19 protein-coding genes and 1 tRNA gene are annotated in these 15,835 nt (G+C 60.5%); 3 read left to right on the forward strand and 17 right to left on the reverse strand.

The window, feature by feature from the left end:
• Positions 1–3 precede the first annotated feature (3 nt).
• The 10 genes from IEX88_RS25565 to IEX88_RS25610 form a co-directional block, all read right to left on the reverse strand.
• Positions 4–195: a helix-turn-helix domain-containing protein gene (locus IEX88_RS25565; protein WP_188855305.1), complete on the reverse strand. Its 192-nt coding sequence runs from the start codon at positions 193–195 to the stop codon at positions 4–6.
• The gene (locus tag IEX88_RS25570; protein WP_188855306.1) at positions 188–907 is read right to left on the reverse strand and encodes a hypothetical protein; all 720 of its coding nucleotides are present in this window, start codon (positions 905–907) and stop codon (positions 188–190) included. The genes IEX88_RS25565 and IEX88_RS25570 overlap by 8 nt, the downstream gene beginning before the upstream one ends.
• A 266-nt stretch (positions 908–1,173) precedes the next feature.
• Positions 1,174–1,383 carry a hypothetical protein gene (locus IEX88_RS25575; RefSeq protein ID WP_188855307.1) on the reverse strand — a complete coding sequence of 70 codons (210 nt, stop codon included), beginning with the start codon at positions 1,381–1,383 and terminating at the stop codon, positions 1,174–1,176.
• Positions 1,380–1,970: a hypothetical protein gene (locus tag IEX88_RS25580; RefSeq protein ID WP_188855308.1), complete on the reverse strand. Its 591-nt coding sequence runs from the start codon at positions 1,968–1,970 to the stop codon at positions 1,380–1,382. The genes IEX88_RS25575 and IEX88_RS25580 overlap by 4 nt, the downstream gene beginning before the upstream one ends.
• Before the next feature lie 383 nt (positions 1,971–2,353).
• Positions 2,354–2,809: a hypothetical protein gene (locus IEX88_RS25585; protein WP_188855309.1), complete on the reverse strand. Its 456-nt coding sequence runs from the start codon at positions 2,807–2,809 to the stop codon at positions 2,354–2,356.
• 5 nt (positions 2,810–2,814) lie between these two features.
• Positions 2,815–4,386 (reverse strand): P-loop ATPase, Sll1717 family, encoded by a 1,572-nt coding sequence (locus IEX88_RS25590; protein WP_188855310.1) that lies wholly within the window; start codon positions 4,384–4,386, stop codon positions 2,815–2,817.
• 303 nt (positions 4,387–4,689) lie between these two features.
• Positions 4,690–5,316 (reverse strand): hypothetical protein, encoded by a 627-nt coding sequence (locus IEX88_RS25595; protein ID WP_188855311.1) that lies wholly within the window; start codon positions 5,314–5,316, stop codon positions 4,690–4,692.
• The gene (locus tag IEX88_RS25600) at positions 5,313–5,786 is read right to left on the reverse strand and encodes a hypothetical protein (protein ID WP_188855312.1); all 474 of its coding nucleotides are present in this window, start codon (positions 5,784–5,786) and stop codon (positions 5,313–5,315) included. Before IEX88_RS25600 ends, IEX88_RS25595 begins: the two co-directional genes overlap by 4 nt.
• 67 nt (positions 5,787–5,853) lie before the next feature.
• The gene (locus tag IEX88_RS25605) at positions 5,854–7,452 is read right to left on the reverse strand and encodes a terminase large subunit (RefSeq protein ID WP_188855313.1); all 1,599 of its coding nucleotides are present in this window, start codon (positions 7,450–7,452) and stop codon (positions 5,854–5,856) included.
• Complete coding sequence (locus tag IEX88_RS25610; protein WP_188855314.1) at positions 7,424–7,813, reverse strand: phage terminase small subunit P27 family; 390 nt, start codon at positions 7,811–7,813, stop codon at positions 7,424–7,426. The genes IEX88_RS25605 and IEX88_RS25610 overlap by 29 nt, the downstream gene beginning before the upstream one ends.
• A gap of 141 nt (positions 7,814–7,954) precedes the next feature.
• Here IEX88_RS25610 and IEX88_RS25615 point away from each other — a divergent pair, with 141 nt between their 5' ends.
• Complete coding sequence (locus IEX88_RS25615) at positions 7,955–8,113, forward strand: hypothetical protein (protein WP_188855315.1); 159 nt, start codon at positions 7,955–7,957, stop codon at positions 8,111–8,113.
• A 10-nt stretch (positions 8,114–8,123) separates the two neighbouring features.
• Here the strand turns inward: IEX88_RS25615 and IEX88_RS25620 are convergent, their stop codons facing one another.
• The 7 genes from IEX88_RS25620 to IEX88_RS25650 all read right to left on the reverse strand — a co-directional run bounded on the left by IEX88_RS25620 (position 8,124) and on the right by IEX88_RS25650 (position 14,605).
• Positions 8,124–8,471 carry an endonuclease gene (locus IEX88_RS25620; RefSeq protein WP_210319339.1) on the reverse strand — a complete coding sequence of 116 codons (348 nt, stop codon included), beginning with the start codon at positions 8,469–8,471 and terminating at the stop codon, positions 8,124–8,126.
• Positions 8,471–9,079, reverse strand: a complete 609-nt coding sequence (locus IEX88_RS25625) for a head-tail connector protein (RefSeq protein WP_188855316.1) — start codon at positions 9,077–9,079, stop codon at positions 8,471–8,473. Before IEX88_RS25625 ends, IEX88_RS25620 begins: the two co-directional genes overlap by 1 nt.
• Before the next feature lie 2 nt (positions 9,080–9,081).
• Positions 9,082–9,501 (reverse strand): hypothetical protein, encoded by a 420-nt coding sequence (locus IEX88_RS25630; protein ID WP_188855317.1) that lies wholly within the window; start codon positions 9,499–9,501, stop codon positions 9,082–9,084.
• Positions 9,502–9,578: 77 nt separating this feature from the next.
• Positions 9,579–10,760 carry a phage major capsid protein gene (locus IEX88_RS25635; RefSeq protein ID WP_188855318.1) on the reverse strand — a complete coding sequence of 394 codons (1,182 nt, stop codon included), beginning with the start codon at positions 10,758–10,760 and terminating at the stop codon, positions 9,579–9,581.
• Positions 10,757–11,299: an HK97 family phage prohead protease gene (locus IEX88_RS25640; RefSeq protein WP_188855319.1), complete on the reverse strand. Its 543-nt coding sequence runs from the start codon at positions 11,297–11,299 to the stop codon at positions 10,757–10,759. Before IEX88_RS25640 ends, IEX88_RS25635 begins: the two co-directional genes overlap by 4 nt.
• Positions 11,299–12,510 carry a phage portal protein gene (locus IEX88_RS25645; protein ID WP_188855320.1) on the reverse strand — a complete coding sequence of 404 codons (1,212 nt, stop codon included), beginning with the start codon at positions 12,508–12,510 and terminating at the stop codon, positions 11,299–11,301. Before IEX88_RS25645 ends, IEX88_RS25640 begins: the two co-directional genes overlap by 1 nt.
• A 325-nt stretch (positions 12,511–12,835) precedes the next feature.
• Complete coding sequence (locus IEX88_RS25650) at positions 12,836–14,605, reverse strand: DNA primase family protein (RefSeq protein ID WP_188855321.1); 1,770 nt, start codon at positions 14,603–14,605, stop codon at positions 12,836–12,838.
• 215 nt (positions 14,606–14,820) lie between these two features.
• On the opposite strand from IEX88_RS25650, the gene IEX88_RS25655 reads away from it, so the two are divergent.
• Positions 14,821–14,903 (forward strand) — tRNA-Gln (locus IEX88_RS25655).
• Between the two features lie 164 nt (positions 14,904–15,067).
• Positions 15,068–15,835: DUF6538 domain-containing protein (locus tag IEX88_RS25660; protein ID WP_373289670.1), on the forward strand; the 768-nt coding region annotated here is incomplete at its 3' end.

Here is a 15,835-nt window from a genome sequence, read left to right on the forward strand (position 1 = left end):
TCTCTATTCCCCTTCACGGAAGCGCTTGAGTGCATCCCGGTTCATGCGGAGCGGCGAGGTCTTGCCGCCGAGCTTCTTGGCACCGGAGAGATTGCCGCTGGCGACCCAGCGCCGGATGGTGCGCTCACTTACCCCGCATTCGTGCGCGATCTGCTTGGCGCCCCGCAGCTCGACGTCTCGGCGACGGTCAGACATCGACGGATGCCCTGAACGCAGTGGCGAGACTGTCGATTGTATTCGTCATGATGCCGCGCGTGATTTTGATATTAGACTTGTATCTAGCGGCTTTTTCTACGTACCTCTGATTCTCTGCCTCAAGTGCCGTGAGTTTTTCTGCCATCTCGGCGGCATCTACATCCTGCTCGAAGGCATCAAGAACAACATTATCGAGCAAGGACTGATCAGCGTCAGAGAAATGGTAAAGGTCTCCCCTCCAATACATAATTGCGGTAAGCGACGATACATGGACGCTTATCTCGCAGGGAGGAAGATGAACCCCCAAAGCGCTTTCGAAGCACTCCGACTGGAAGTATTCAAGCTGGGTATCTTCAGAAAAAACCCGCAGCAGCTCTGCAACGGCGTCCTCAAATTTATACGCCTTCTGAAGCGGATTGATTTCCCGAGCGCCGGCCTCTGGCGATCTGTCAGGAGCGGGTTCTATTTCGGTGCAGATGAGGCGCCCGAAGTCGACGGCGGCATGCTCAGCCATGGCAGGCTTGTCCGTGACCAATGCCCAGATCACTAGGCGGGCCTGATCCAGGTAGGTCATATCTGGCGCGGCGCGCCCTCTGCCTCCTGTCGTCATCAGGCCACTCTCCCGTAAGGAGCGAAAGGCAATCGCAAGGGTCGCCTCAGGAATGCCGAGGGCAGTTGCCGTGGTAGAGATAAGTCCCGCGAGCTTGACCATCATCGTTCCAAATGAGCGTTTGTCATTAAAACTTCTCGTCTGATTTCGGCTGATGGTCAAGCATTAAATGAGTGTCACTCATTAGAAGGAGGCGCATGCCCTGTCCGAGGGATCGGCAGGGCATGCGCGCGGAACCTAAGGCTCCAACTCGGGGCTTACAGTTTTCGCCAGGACCAACGCGAACCGCGACAGTGCGACGAGACCGCAGCTGATCAAGAACCTTGGCCAAATCGTGAGCCGCCATCGCTTCGAGGTAGTGCGGGCCATCAGCGTGCCCCCCTGGCCGACGCTTTGATCTCGGCGATCAATGTCAAACAGCGGATAAGCGAAAGCTCGACGTCCGAAGCCACGACGCCGAGCGCATTGCCTACCCGTCGGTTCTCGCCGGAGAAGGCGTCAGCCATGAAACCGAGGGCGACAACACGATCGAGCGAAAGCCCGAGTTCCGACTCAAGATCCACTTCGGCCGAGGTCACAGCCGAGGCTCCCCGTCATGCAACTCGTCGGCAGCGTCGGTCTCGCGATCAGGCTCAATTCGAGCCGAGTAGGCTCCCTCTCGCTGCGACCACCCCGCGCCGGTCTCTCCGGTCCATCCGAGGCTGGCTTCATCTTCCTCACAGCCATGGTGCCAAACCTCAGTTGAATGCTCGCCATCGAACGTCCACCCAAGAAGCGGCTCGCGGTCTTCATCCGGCTCGCCCTCGTCGCCGGCATCTTGCTCGGCCTCGTCGCCAGCATCCTGCTCCAAGTCGATCCTGAAGGACGACACGTGACAGCCAAGCGCCTCCTGCGATCGATATTCGGAGGGGATGCCCCAGCCGAGCGACGCCTCGTCGTCGGAACCCTCGCACTCATCAGAGCCCTTAACCCACAAGTCGTTGAACGACGGCTCGAGATCGGGATCGCCGTCCATCAGATCGAGGGCACTGATCAGCCGCTCGATTTCGACCTCGGCTTCGGCTCGGAATCCGGCGCGAAAATCCGCGTCCGTCCGAAGCCGGGGGAACCCGTTCAGGAAGGCCCTGACGCTGTTCGCGCCGGCCATATGATCATGGAAAGTCATGGTTCTTCTCTGTGTTTGAACCGTCTTGCTACGGACGGGGAACGGCGCCTTGCTACGGGCAGCGTTCCAGAAGCCAGCGGACAGCACTGGAGCCGGGAGGGTAGCAACACGTCACAGAGAACGTGCCCAACCGCCTTCCCCTCGAAAGGGTCTTGTATAGCGGCCGGACTCCCGACATAGTGATGTCGGTCGCGTCCAGCTTGGCAGCCGGACACGTTCGCTTCGCAGTCTGGATCTTTGGCGAGATCATTCTGCGCTCTGTGGCTGAGAGCCCAGACCTTGGCGGGTCCGCTCTCGGGAGTTGCTACGCTCCACAGAGCAGCATGCTTCAACCGACATCGTTAATCAAGCGCAGCCCCTCGGGGCTGAATGCTTTCGGTCGTTTAGAGCTTGTCCGCAGGAGCTTGCAGATCCTCGATCCGCATCAAAGCGTAGCCATCCGCCCGCCGCAGGATGACCAGCGCCGCTTCCATCGCCGTGATGACAGCCCTTCGCGAAGGGTCGCTCTGGACGCCGGAAAGCTCAGCGGCCGATTTGACCAGCGCCAGGGCCACTTCCTCCCGGCGGTAGCCGCTCTTGACAATCGCATCTTCCAGCATCCGCTGGACGATCTCTTCGAGCGTCCGCTTGCCGCCCTTCCACGCCCCAACTCGCTTGCCAGCCATGTTTTGCGAACTCCTGTCAGACACAATGGCATCATCGATGACGCGGGACGTCTTAGTAATCTGACATCTGAGGACAATTCCGGCCAGCAGCTCCCTAAAGGCGACAGCCGCTTCGCGTTTGAAGGCTTTGAGTGGAGTCGCGCCATTTCCGAAGCGGCGCGACATCAGGCGCATCAGCTTTAGTCGTCATCGAATAGGTCGTCGAGAAAACTGAAGTCGTTAGCTAGCACGCCGTTGGCTTGCAGTTCCTGCATTTTTCCCTGCGACAGGGCTAGATAAGAACGATAGACAAATGGAATCCAGTAGGTGATATCGCCTTTGGAATTTCTTTCCTCGAAAAATCCGATATCTCGAAGCTGTTTCGCAATAGTGGCACCTTCTTCCGTATCTACTTCCCAGAGTCGAGCAAGAGAATCTGCATTATGCTCAGTCTTTTGTTCGCGGAGTGCGTCGATGTATGGGCGAAGTTGAGGATACTCAGCGAATAGTTGCCGAGTAACCTTGTACTCTGAAAGGCCGGGCATTGCCTCCTTAAAAGACGATCGGTCGAACAGCCACGTCCCAGCGGGTTCAGGTTCTGCCCTTTCCAGCCGCCGGTTCTGCACTTCGACAAGCTTGTTCAGAAAAACGATGATGTCTCTTGGTTGCGTGCGTTTGGTGCCATCAGAGGTTCGTTTAATTAACCAGTTCAGCGTCGTAGATTGATTTTCGCCTACCTCAACCTGCTCGGGAAAGACCATGTCAAAGAAGGCATTTTGGTTGGCCGAAGTTGAAAGCGTCCGATCTTTATCGATATTGTATAGCTGAAGCACTTGAGCGTTGCTAAGAAGTCTACGGATTATCAAATTCTTAATGGAGGCGCCATCCCAAATCAGGTTTATGTCACGCGACATGTGGGTCGCTTCCCGGAAGCCTTCCTCTGTTATTCGTTTCCAGATGTCCGTGCGCAAGAAAATCTTAGGTTTGATTCGATCCTGTGTTCGGTTGTCCCGGTAGGCTCGGAACAGCGCGCGCAGCGCGTTTCGTTCCAGTTCCGATGACTCGTCAAACGCCACGTCAAGACGATCTAACATAAGCCAGACCGTATATCCCGAAACCTCAAGTGCAAGATCAGCTACCGACAGCAATTCATCGACAGATATATATCCGGCCTTTTGGTTTTCCATGTCAGGATCTTGGAATACGATCTTTCCGGTCACCCCGGTTGGGATTAAAGTTACCGGATCTAAAGCCAGTCCTCCCTCAACTTCACTCGGATTCATGAATTTCGCGACATAGTTACGAACGGAAGTAAGAATGGTGCCGAGCGTCGTCTTCTGGGTTGGGAGTAGCCCCGCCTCTTCAAGCTTCTGAAAAAGCTCCGCCGAATGTTTATTGTTAATTCCATACTCTCTGAGCGAGCGTCCCAAGATCGAAAGGAAATACAGTTTCCAAATGCCAATGAACTCCCGCTCGGAAGCTGGAGGATGCATCTGGAGATCTCGAAATGCAGGAGCGCCTCGGGGATTCTCGGCAGCTACTTGGATGACGTTTCGGTCGAACAGCTCGTCCGCATGATCCTGCGCCAGGACGTACAACGCACTCTTGCCCGAGCCCTTTGGACCATAGATGATATCGACGTCGCCTCGGAACATTCGATCCCAGGCTTGCGTTCGGACGAAATATTCCTTCAGCCCTTCTCGTTCTTCTTCTGCGATTTGATTGCCAAAGCTCAGGCTGCGGATACACGCAGCCTTCAATCCCGTTTGCATATATGACCGCCTCTGCGCGAGTTTGCGCGGGCCAAGTAAACACCGAACGGCTCTCGAGTCACGCGTCGCCGACATCGGACCAACTTTGCTCCTCAAATGAACAATAGCGCCACGACCATCAGCACGGCTGCGGCGGTGAGTACGACGTCGACCGCTTCCCTCATGCCGACGTCTTCTGCTTCTTCGAACCAAAGCCGCCTACGACTTTGGTCGGGTGACGGGCAGACGGATCGATCCGCTCGCCGATGCTGCCTGGCCAGGTGTGGACAATCCGGCGTGTGACGCGAGTGAACCTGCGACGTCCTAGTCCCACCGATGCAGAATCTTCGTCGTGATCAGATCCGGCCGAATGGTTGTGAGCTGTACGAACCCGCCGATGCCGTGTTCCGGATTCTCGCGCTGCATGTCTACGAGGGCGACGCCGTCGACTTCGGGGTCGAAGTCCGCCGCGGAATGAACGTGCGGGAATGCAGCTTGGATCCTGGCGTTCATGTCAGCGTCTGCCGGCAAAACGGCGAAATCTCCCAGGTCGGTGACGGTCCAAGCCGGCCACCCATAGGTGTCGTGGTTGCCGACGATGTAGCTGGAGGGCTCGCCCGCCTCGGTCCAGCCGGCAACGATGACGTCGAACCACTGCTGAAACGATTGCCCGAACTGCTGGCGATTGAACTCGATCGTCTCCTTGATCAAATCGACCACTTTCAACCGCAGCTCGTCGAAGGTCGACGCGCCAGTCGAAATCAGCGTTTGCAGGTGCGGCCCTAACAGCGCCCAGCCTCTCACGCTAACCACCGCGTTCAGGTGCGGCAGTTGCCAGACCTTGTGGCAGAGCGCGGTGCTCTGGATCCTGCCATCTATCCAGTTGGAAAGGACGCCGTCCGTGAGAACGTGAACCGCGTCTGCCTTCCGAATGACGTTCGTCGCGCTCATTGTCCGGCTCCAATCTGCGGTCGGGGCTTTGCTGGGAAGACATCCCTCACGAGACTGCCACCGAACGCGATCCCGGCTGTTAGCGCGGCGCCCAGGGCTCCACCCACCGGCCCCCCTACAGCCGTACCAATAATGACAAGGGCGATTTGCAGGATCGACTTCAGGATGCCGCCCATACCCTTGCCAGCGGTGGCTCGCACGACCACGTGGGCGCCGTCCTTGACACGCACGCGGTGCCAGATCTCATGCGGGATCGGGTGGCCGTTGATCGCGACATAGGCGCCATCTGCCAGTCGGCTGACGCCGCACTGCTCGGCGCAGCGGGCGACGATCTCCTCGACGCTCGAGCCGGCCAGCACGAACACGACGTCATGGTCGGGCTTCAGTGGGTGCATAGCGGCGACCACGGATAGCATCGCCTGAGGCGGCAGTACCTCGCCTTCGAGCGGGATCGTCCTCAACGAGCTCATGGCGACGACTGCTCACTAGAGGGTCGTCGGGTGGGAGCAATTCTCTTTGCCAATCTGAATTTCCCTTCTAAAAGTAGGACAGGTCTTCCGACCATTTTTCGGTCTCGTAGACCGACCGGCCGCTTTCACCGGCAGCTGCTCGAGCAACCGCCATAGCGGCAGCAACCGCGCCGTCGATGCGGTCGCGGCTCTTGCCCTTGTGGAACATGCGATTGCCGGCTTTGTCGGTGTCGACGGAGATGTTGCTGAAGTTCCAGCGAAGCACCGGATGGCCGCCATGCTGGAATTTGCCGCCGACGATCGCCCGCTCCAGCTCTTTGACTGCCGGCGCCATCGTGACCCAGCCCTGCCGCATCTCGACGGCGGGAAGCCCGTCCTCAAGCAGATTGTTCAGCATGTTCCGCGCTAGATGCGGGTCGAAGGCGATTTCCCGCACCTCGAAGCGTTCACACAGCTCGCGAATTGTCTCCTCGACCCGACGGAAGTCGACCACGTTTCCGGGGGTCGCGTGGATGTGCTTGTCCTCGGCCCACGTCGTGTAAGGGACGCCGTCGAGTTCGGCACGGGCGCGAAGATTGTCCGCAGGGCAGAAGAACCACGGATGCACAATGAAGCCGTCGTCATCATCCTGCCATGCCGCTACTACTGCCGTCAGGTCGCGATTCGAGGAGAGATCAACCCCGAGCCAGCACGGCCGTCCGTCCAAAGCATCGAGGTCGACCGGCGTCGCGCCGCGATCGTATATCTCCATGTCAACGAACGGGTCGGCCGAATGATCGAGCCAGACGTTCAGGTGCAACTGGCGGAAGGCCTCGCGGTCCCCTGGCCGGTTTTTTCCCTCCCTCGCGAGAGCCCGGAGTCCATCGATGTCAGGGAAGCCGTTCGCGAGCCCGGGGTTGACGGCGCGCCAAACGTCCTCGTCCAGCCAGTCGTCATCCTTGGCAGTCTCGAAGATGATCGGGAGATTGGACGGGTCTTCGATATCGCCGCTCTGCACTTTGCGGGCATAGTCGACAATGTCCCAAGCGATGTTCTCCTGACCTCGCCCGGCCGTGGTGATCACCACCATCAGCGACCCCGGAACCTTCACAAGACCAGTGCGGATGACGTCCCAAAGCTCCCGGTTTTTCCATGCGTGCAGCTCGTCAACGAGGGCAAAGGTCGGCGTGCGTCCATGCTGCGTTCCGGCATCCGCCGAGATCGCCTCAAGAACCGATCCGCTCTTCGGATGGACGATCCGGTTTTTGTAATCCTGAAAGCCCATCTTGGCGACGATGCGCGAGTCCTGCTGCAGGATGCCGGTGGCCTCCTCGTAGGCGATGCGCGCCTGCTTCCGATCGGAGGCCGAGCAAAGCACCTGGCCGCCGTCAACGCGCTCCGGGCCAATGGTGTGGAGAAGCGCAAGCGCGGCGCCGAGGCTGGTCTTGCGATTGCCGCGCGGCAGCAGCATCACGACCGTCCGCGCCAATCTGCGGCCATCCTCGCGGCATGGGCCATAGATCTTGCGCACGATCCGTTCCTGCCAGTCTGGCAGTTCGAATTGACGGTTCGGAGATTTGCTCTTCGGATGCCGCAGGAAGCGCAGGAATTCCACCGCCCGTTCGCCATAGCCGAACGGATCAGGGATTTCGCTCCCGTCAGAGATCCAGCTTGGAGAAGAGGTCATTGTGGTTGCTGTCTTCCCTTTCGCGGAAGGCCGGGCGCGAGCGCGACGTCGGTGTGAGGCCGATCTCGACGGCGAGCTGCCGGCAAGTCGACATTATCTTGTCCTGCATGCGCAGCATCTTCAGATCCACGGCGTCGCCGAGTTCCTGAATTCGCCGCTCCAGCTGCCGACATCGGCCGATCGAGGTGCAGTAATTTTCCAGCGAGCCCATGTCGGCAGGCGTCAGCATCCGGCGCGAGGACAGGATCGGATGCACCCGCTCCCACTCGTCACGAGCCTCCGCGCTCATCCATTCGGGCGCTGTCGTCACCGCCAGCGGTCCTTCATTGTCGATGATGAGCCGCGGCTTTGACCCCCGCATGATGCTTAAGCTCCTGATTTAAATTCTAATTCGGCTCTATCGTGCGCGATGGACCCCTGTCGGTCCCGGCCCCTGCGGGCGAAGTTGGCAACCACCCCCCATCCGTGCATCACTGTGCGAACTCGGGAGGAGGAACAGGCAATGTCGAATGAAGAAGCAGCCATGATGATCCAGCGCATTATCCGCAATGAGCTTGACGACTGCGAGCGTGCTATCAAGAACGACGACCCGCAGAAGGCCTTGAGTGAACTGGACGACGCCGTCCGAAAGCTGAAGCGGGTTGTTGCAAGCCTACATTGATCAAACGCTGTCACTGCCGGGCCCTCGCAAATCCCTGGTCGCGGGCAGTCCGCTGGCTGTGATGGGGGTGGCAGAAGGGCCGGAGGTTCGACCACGACAGACGCAGGTCAGGCCGCGTCTCGACGCTCTGGATGTGGTCCACGTCCGTCGTCGGCTTGCCGCAGCCCTCGACGCTGCAGACCGGGTGCTTGGCCACGAAGAGGGCACGGACGCGCCGCCATGCTGCATCATATCCACGCTTGGCCGCAGACGGCCGCACGGCATCGGCCTCGCGCTTGCGCTTGGCCTTGCAATGGCAGCCGGCGCCGCTCGCCAGCTTATCGCCGCAACCACAGATCCGGGGAGCGCTAACCGGCATCAGCCTATCCCCACGTTGCGGTATGGCTCCAGCAGCGCCGTCACCTGCGATGGCAGCCCGCCGCTAATCTGATAGTCAGCGCGCCCGATGCCCTCGACTTGCTCAGACCGGAGCATCGGGTCGCGCCTCTGGGCGTGATAGCCAGCTGAGACGATCAGGATGCAAGCCTGTTCGATGTCAGCCGGCAAGGTGCGAGCCTCAGCAGGCGCCAGGACGTATCCCGCAGCATACTCGATCACGATGTCGCCGCCCTGCCAGCCGATGCACCGGCCAGCACTATCGACACGATGGACGATGCCGGACGTGCCTTCGATGTCGACGCTCGACGGATCGGCGGCAGTGCTGCCAATCGTCAGAGCATCGACGGCGACCACGGGCCAACGCGCCAGCATCAGCCCGTCAGCGCCCCGGCCATTCCCTCGGAAGGTTTCCCGCACGGTCTCAAGCGCGAAGGTACGGCGGCAGTAGGTTGTGATCACGCTGCTCGCTCGGCTGATCAGCTCCATAAGGAGGTCGTCGCCGCTCGCGTCTGCGATCGACAGCGCCCGCTTGACGACGGCCAGATCGACAAGGCTGGTCTCGGAAGCGGGCGCCACGACCTTCAGCATGTTCAGACTGCCGGCAGCGACTGCGGCTGGCCGAGCAGGGCCAGGACAGCAACGGGGGTGCCGGCGGCGTGAGTGCCGACGATATCGACGGACAGGCGCGAGTACCGCTTGTCGCCAATGTACGCCACCTTGTGCACCGTGGCGGCGGCATGGGCCGAGCGAAGCGACAATGCCACACCCGCACCATCACCGATCAGCCCGTCGAGCTGTTCGGGCGGGATAGGCGCAAACGAGGTCCCGTCATCGGAATGCTCAGCGACGATGTCGATGCGCTTGGTTCCGGTGAAGGTGTCGCCACCAGCGCCGATCGAGAGCGCAAAGGTCACCGTTCCGAAGCCGAGCCGATCGACAGTGGCACCCGCAGCATCGGCGGCATAGACCGCAGCGGCGAGGACGGTTCGCATTGCGAAATGTGTCTGCATACTTCTCATTGTCGCCACTCCATCAGGCGTTCAGGGGAAGGGCGGCATGAAGCCGCCCTTCGGTTCAAACCGCCGGCTTAAGCCGTCGCCATCTTGAGCTTGCGGATGGCCTCGGGCTGCGTCACGGCGCCACCCACCCGGCGGCGGCCATGGAAGCGAACAAGGCCCTTGGTCGCGACTGTGTACGGATCGCGAAGGACGGACAGATTGACCCGGTCATAGATCCGATAGGCCGTCGCGAAGTCGCCATACGCGATGGGGAAGGCGTCAGCAGCCACGTCGCCCATGTCGGGCGCTTCGATCACCGGGCGACCGAGGAGGGTTGCAGGCTGTCCATCAGCGATGCTCTCCTGCCAGAGATACCGACCATTGGCGTCCTTGAAGAGCCTCACCGCCGCGATGCTCTGGCCGTTCAGGAGCCAGGACCCGCGATTGCGATAGAAGGCCGGCAGGGCGTACATCAGCCGGATCAAGGCGTCGGGCGACAGGGTCGTCGCATGGCCGTTCAGCACGGTCGGAACCGAGGGATCGACCATCACGCCGACCGGCTTCTTGACGCCGTCACCGTTGACGAAGGCCTGTCCTTCCTTGAGGCCGAATTCCTCGGCGAAGTCGAAGGCGAGTTCAGCGGCGATGTCGATCGCAGCATCCTCGAGGAGCCAATTCGACACATCGACGTAAGCCGCCATTTCGTGCATCTCGATCCGCGCTTGGCCGTAAGCCGGCTCAGTCGCGGGACGGTCCTCGATCTCGCCGACCCAGCTTGCCGTCATGCGCCCGGTACGCTTCGGAATAATCACGGTCCCGGCGCTGGCGCTCCCGACGCGGGCTGCGGCACGGATCGGGGAGATCTCCACGAGGTTGCGCTGCAGCTCGGCGATGAACTGTTCGGGCGCCAAATAGCCGCCCTGCTCTTCGGTCGAGACGCGCAGCGCGCGCTGTTCCTCGGCGTTCATCGAGCCATCGCCGCGACGCACGAACGAGGAGAAGGCCCGCTGCTCGATCGCGGTGGCAGCGTTCTGGTTCTGCTCGTCGCCAGCGCCTGGACGGTTCAGGCGAGTTTCGAGAGCGGCGATGCGTTCGGAAGCCGCCGTCGCAGCGGCGGTCGAGCGCGTCTCGGCCTCGGTCCTGTAGGTTTCGAAGCTGGTGCGCAGCTCTTCGACCGCAGCCGTGGCAGCAATGAGAGGATCGACGTCGCCCTCGTCGCGGGTCTCGATCGGCAGCGCCGAACGGGTTTCAAGCGGGGAATGGGTGTTCATTTGCGTTTCTCCAATGAGCGGGTGGCCTTGCGGCAGGCTTCAACGAAGGCCGCAGCGCTGAGAGAGCGGCCAGATCTGAGGGAGTTCAGGCTTTTGATCCGCGCCTTGGCTGCCGACGGCAGGCCGACCACGCTGATTTCTACGAGTTCGATGTCCGTCAGCACACGGCCACCATCGGCACTCCGAGTAGCCGAGCGCGCCCGGAAGCCCATCGATAGGCCATTGACCGCGCCGGCCTTGATCAGCGCATAGGTCTCAGCACCGCGCGCCGTTTCGCGAATGATCCGGCCTTTTACCCGGAGGCCCTTCGCGTCTTCCTCGATTTCATCCCAGACGCCGATGATCTCGGACGGGTTGTGCGACCACAGCATTACCGGCCGAGTGCCGGAACGCTTGTGTTCGGCCAAGGTCTTGCGGAAGGCGCCTGGTTTGATGGTCTCGCCGTGACTGTTCATTTCGGCGTAGATCGCGGCATAGCCGGTGAAAATGCCGGTATCGTCCGTGGCCGAGAAGCGGAACTGGAGATCAAGATGGTCCATCACGCGTCCGCCTCAGGTGCCGCCGTCGTGTGCGGATTGATAAATTCTTCGCCGCCCTCGTATGGCGCCCGGTTTTCCATCGCCCGAACCTCATTCGGATTGAGAACCCGGCTCGCGATCAGCGAGCTGTAGGCGACGGACCGCGCGCTGATGTCGGCGCGCAGCAGGTCGTCAACGAGGAATTCGGCGAAGAACTTCGGCCGTTCGGCGGGCGTGAAGAGCTTCAGTCGGATCTCGCCCTGCCACGCCCTCAGCCAGCGCTGCAGCGTGTAGGTCACGAAGGTCGCGCCCATCTCCTCGGCATTGCCCCAGGTCGCCCGGCCCATTTCGTAGAGCATGTGCGGCGGGACACGGAAAACGCGGGCGATCTCGTCAATGGCAAAGCGACGTAGTTCCATGAACTGAGCATCGACAGACGAGAAGGTGAGGGGCTGGAACTTGGCGCCGTCCCACAGGGTCGCGGTTTTTCCAGACTTGTGAGCGCCACCGTGTACAGCTTCCCAGCCGGCCTTCATGCGCTTCAGCCCGTCCTCGGAGAGATTGCCGGGGAACTCGATCACGCCAGACGGCCGCGCGCCGTTGCCGAACAGCCGGGCGCAATGCTCTTCCATCGCCAAGGCACTGGCGATGGCCTCGCGCGCCTGGACGATCGGGCTTTCTCCGACGAGACCGTTCAGCGATGGCGCCTTGATATGAAGGATATCCGCGCGATCGATGTGACGGCCGACGTCACTGCCGCTGGTGATCCGGTAGACCGGCTCTTGCGTGTTCCGATCGGCCGAGACCGCAATCGAGGACGGCGCCATGCGAAGCAGCTCGCGCGGCTCGCCCTGCACACGATTGATGAAGGCGTAGCCGTTGCCTTCGAGGAGCGCGTCGCGGGTGATCTGCTCGCGGAACTCGCTGGACGGCGTCCAGTCGTTCGCGTCACCGTTCAGGAGCGAGGCGACAAGATGGTCGCTCGCCCGCTGCCGGGAGCCGCCTTCACCACGTTCGTAGACGTGCAGCGGCAGCTGGCCGATCGACTCCGCGATCGTCTGCACTGCACAACGAACCGGAGTGCACCTCATTGCCGACGACGGGGTAACCGAGACGCCGGCTGCAGCCGTGGCGGTGCCGAGGATGGCGGCAAGAAGATCAGACGGCGCCGCCATGGAAGCGTCGCGGGTCTGAAAGCCGGTCGTCAGGAAGGTGCGAAGCCGTGTGAACATGCCCGGCATATTCGCGCGGGCGCGGGCGCGCCGGTATTTGCCAACTTAGGACATCTGCGGACAAAACCAGCTGCGAAGCTCGATGGCTGCTCGAAAGGATCGTGGAACCATCCGAAACCATCTCGAAAGGATCAAACCCTTATGGCGCAGGAGCTCGAAACCTTCGAAACCTTTAGAGGCGCAAAAAGGCCCTATATGAAAATTCCTCGCTTTTTTGCGTTCCATGGGGTTTATGGGAAAGAAGGTTTCGAAGGTTTCGAGGCCCTGCGCCATAAGGGTTTGATCCTTTCGCAAAGGTTCCAAGATCCTTTCGCGATGGTTTCGACTAGGCGTTCTCTTCGCTGGGTTCCCGAGTGGGGGCACGGGGGAGAGGGTCAACATCAGGGACGTTGTGAAGTATAACGTCAGAATACCATGTCCCAGAAGAAGTAAATTTATGCAGACCATGCGTTGTGAGTGCGGCGCCGAACCGTTTCTGTGACATAGGCCTGACGGCATTAGCGGCGCACCATCGCTCAAAACTATCCAGCATGTGCCTTGCGCTGACACGGTTCCCGGGGTCGTCTTTGATGCACTCGCGCAAGAAGACGCCTACCGGGTCACTCTCGTCGCGATACTCTGTTGTTGCATCGGTGACGCTTTTCGGAGGTTTCAGACCGTCCTCAAGGTACAAGAGTGCACCGTCGATCATCCAATTCAGTATCCCGGCCGACTCTTCCTCGAACTCAGCGAGGAGGGCAGCCATAGGGCGACGCTGCTCGACTGGAATGAATGCCGACCACTCGACCAGTTTCACCCTTCGCCAGATGCCTTCAGTCCCTCCCTGGATGCCCGGCTTGTCGTTCGCGTAGATTTCCAGCTTGAAGCGGGGCGCCAACTCGAAGAAGCTCTCGTAATTATTCCGCACGACGATTTTCTCGCCGCCGGTCACGGTCTTCACGATCGTTTCGTCAATGACGCCACCACGCGGATATTCATGCACCTGCACAAGGCGCACGCCGATCAGCCGTGCAAGATCTGGACTGGCATCCTTACCGCTACGCTGAGCGCTCGAAAGGACACTTTCCGGGCGCGCATTGACAGCGTAGCCGCCCATGATGCGTGCCAGGGCGGCGGCATACGTCGACTTGCCGTTGGCACCTGTGCCGTAGTGCACCACAAATGACTGGTGATCCATGGCGCCGAGGAGGCCGAGACCGGCCCAGCGCTGAAGGAAGGTTCGCTTCTCCTCCTCCGGCTGCATCTGGGCGAGAAACGCTCTCCATTTGGGGCACTCGGCGCCCTGTCGATAGTCGACCTCTACTCGCCGGCTGGAAAGGTGGTCGGGGTTGTGGGTCTCGGCAAAATCGAAGCTCCACGCGCCTGGTTCTTCACCGGCCTTGAACTCGACCGTTCCGTTGCGGGTGATGAAACGCAGATCCGCAGCGTCGAGATCATTCGCATCGACTGACCGGCGAGCCTGCATCTGAAGGATCATATTGTTCTGCGGCCGATGGCTACCGGATGTACATGCGAAAGTGTGCCGTCGCATGCGTCGCTGCTCGGTTTCCTTTTTATCGCGCCCATGCACGAACCGAGCCTCGCGATGAATCGCCTTGGCTACTTCGCCAGCTCGAACAAGTGCGCGATCCGATCCGCCGTTGAACTCGTAGTGAGTACCAGTCCACGCGAAGATGCCGCGCCCTCTCACATAGAGGAATTCTTTCGGATAGTGTCGAAGGAAGCGCACAGCATTGTCTCGATCGTTTTGTTCAAGCTCTGCGCAGTCTCGCGCTGCCGCGATACCTCGGGCCAAGTCCAAACCTTCCGAGAACGCCTTTTGCGACGATGCTATCGCCTCGCGCGGCAGCCTTCCCAATCTCAGCTCCTGCTCAGCTTGAATTGCCGCCTCAATCAAGAACGCCTCGCCGGGCTCGATCAGGGATCTTGCGATCTCGATGTCGCCGATCCGCAGCACGTCGGCATTGGTGTCGACGCGCTCCATCCCATCAAACCGGACGATCTCGCGTGGCTCGGAAGGTCGGCTCTGCTTCTCGGCTTCGGCAATAATCGAGCGGACTTTCTCCAGCCCGTTGCCCTTGTTCTCATCGGCCATGACGAAGCTCCTTTCCGCAAGGAAAGGCTTGTGCGGCAAGGCCTTCAGCTATAGATTGAGAAGTCGAGAGGCTCTGAAATCTCTTACTGAAATCGCCGCCGCTTCGGGTTCCAGCCGAGGCGGCGGTTTTCGTTTCAGGGTCCAAAAGGACCAGCGCGGCAGTCGGCATTCCTGCCGTAACGCATTGATATTGCATGCGGTGTTTTCTCCTTGGTCGGAGAAAAACAGCATTGAAACCAAAGGGATGGTTCGGACTCTGACTCCGCTAGTCTTGGTTCGAATCCAGGTTCCCCAGCCAGACCATATCAAGCCATTGTAATCATTGATGCTTTCGGTAGCTGAGAATCCTCTCAGCGCTGTTTTCGCGCCTTGGGCCCAAACCTGTAGCCCAGAGGTGATGGCCATTGCCGTCCCACGGGGCTCCAAGCTCAAGGGATCCGGTCGTTGGCGACTCGGCATGACGTGGCAAATCTCGAACGGCGTGGTCATACCTTTTACTGGCGTGCACGCGTGCCGACTCGCTTCCGGCAGGTGCGCCGTCAGGCCCGCCTGTCCTTCTCACTCCGGTTGTCCGATCATCTCAAAGCGGCCTACATGGCGCGGCGGCTGAACACGCTGCTTGCCGACCTGACTGTGAGACCGACCGCCGCGATGACCACGAAAGACCAGCTCGACCAGCTCTTCCGCGCCGAGATTGAGCGAATGACAGCTCACCTCGACGATATCGCCTTCGCCGTTCGGCGAAGTGGTGCTGTCGATGACGTTCGCGAAATGGAGGCCGATATCGAGGTTGGCTGGGCGTATCGCCTCATCCAGCTTTTCGGCACGACGCGCCTGCTGACCTTTGAGAAGGATTGTGGTGGACGGGGGCTGCTGCTGCGCCACGGCATTCCCGAGCCTCACATCGCGCCGATCGCGGAGACGTTCCGGGCCGAGCAGAGGCAAGCGCGCAGCAGCGTCTTCGATCGCGACGTGCGTCAGCAGATGGCCGATGTCGGCCTCGCCGATACCCTCGCCAATCGTGAGCGGGCAAAGATGGAGCTGTACCGCGCCAAGGCAGATGCTCTCCTCAACGTCGCCGAACGCTGGCCGATGATCGACCATCGACAGAATGCGCTCGTCGCAACGACGCTGCCGGAAGAGGAGCGCGTCGGGTTGGCATTCGTGTCTGCACCAGACGCGGCGACGGAGGCGCCGCCTTCCGCCTCAACGCAGCGTGAGATCATTGCC

Origin of the sequence: Aureimonas glaciei (assembly GCF_014643375.1) — a bacterium.
Classification (GTDB): domain Bacteria; phylum Pseudomonadota; class Alphaproteobacteria; order Rhizobiales; family Rhizobiaceae; genus Plantimonas; species Plantimonas glaciei.